Origin of the sequence: Xanthomonas sp. SHU 308 (assembly GCF_000364645.1) — a bacterium.
GTDB lineage: Bacteria > Pseudomonadota > Gammaproteobacteria > Xanthomonadales > Xanthomonadaceae > Xanthomonas_A > Xanthomonas_A sontii.
Genome location: NZ_AQOK01000647.1, coordinates 1 through 890, shown reverse-complemented (window position 1 = coordinate 890; position 890 = coordinate 1). Strand labels below are relative to the sequence as shown.

Here is an 890-nt window from a genome sequence, read left to right as displayed (position 1 = left end):
TGCCCGGTGGGCTGCGCGCTGGGCGGCAGCGCCGTCGGCTGGCCGCGCCAGACCCGGCGCTCGGCCAGCAGGCGGTCGAGGGCGACGACGGCGGCCATCAGCCGGGCCGGATCAGGCCGCAGTAATGCCCTTCGATGGCGAAGTCCTGCCCGGGAGCGACCACGATCGGCGCATAGGCGGGATTGCGCGGCAGTAACGCGATGCCGTCGCCATCGGCGCGGTAGCGCTTGATGGTGAGTTCGCCGTCCAGCCGCGCCACCACGATCTGGCCGTTGCGCGCGTCGGCGGCGCGGCGCACCCCGACCAGGTCGCCGTCGAGGATGCCGTCGTCGATCATCGAGTCGCCCTGCACCCGCAGCAGGTAGTCCGGGCGCAGCGCGAACACCGCACGGTCCAGGCGCAACTGCTGGTCCAGGCCGATGTCGGCGCCGATCGGCGCACCGGCGGCGACCCGGCCCAGCACCGGCAACTGCAGCAGTTCGCTACGGCTGCCGGCCTGTGCCGGGCGCAGGCTGCGCGCCTGCTGCGGCACCTGCGCCAGCAGCCCGGCCTCGACCAGCGCCTGCACGTGCTTGCGCGCGGCATTGCGCGAGGCGAAGCCGAAGCGTTCGGCGATCTCGGCCAGGCTCGGCGGCCGCCCCTCCTGCTCGATGCAGGCGTGGACGTAGGCGAGGATGGCGGCGCGCTGCGGGGACAGGGTGGTCATGGTGTACATTTGTACACCGAGGGCGCGGCCTTGGCGAGATGGGGGCGCTGAACGGGTTTGGCGTCTCCCGGCGGTGTCAGCTGCGTCCGGCCGCATCCTCCGGCATCGCCCCGGTGTAGCGCGCCCGTGGTCGGATCAGCTTGCCCAGGGCCTGCTGCTCCAGGGCGTGGGCTAGCCAGCCGGC

At 73.5% G+C, this 890-nt stretch carries 1 protein-coding gene; it reads right to left on the bottom strand.

From position 1 onward, the window contains the following. Positions 1-97: 97 nt before the first annotated feature. Complete coding sequence (gene lexA, locus D588_RS0117925; protein WP_026143847.1) at positions 98-706, bottom strand: transcriptional repressor LexA; 609 nt, start codon at positions 704-706, stop codon at positions 98-100. Positions 707-890 lie beyond the last annotated feature (184 nt).

Coding starts and splice junctions, on each gene's coding strand:
- lexA (WP_026143847.1), bottom strand. CDS start 706: ATGACCACCCTGTCCCCGCAGCGCGCCGCCATCCTCGCCTACGTCCAC.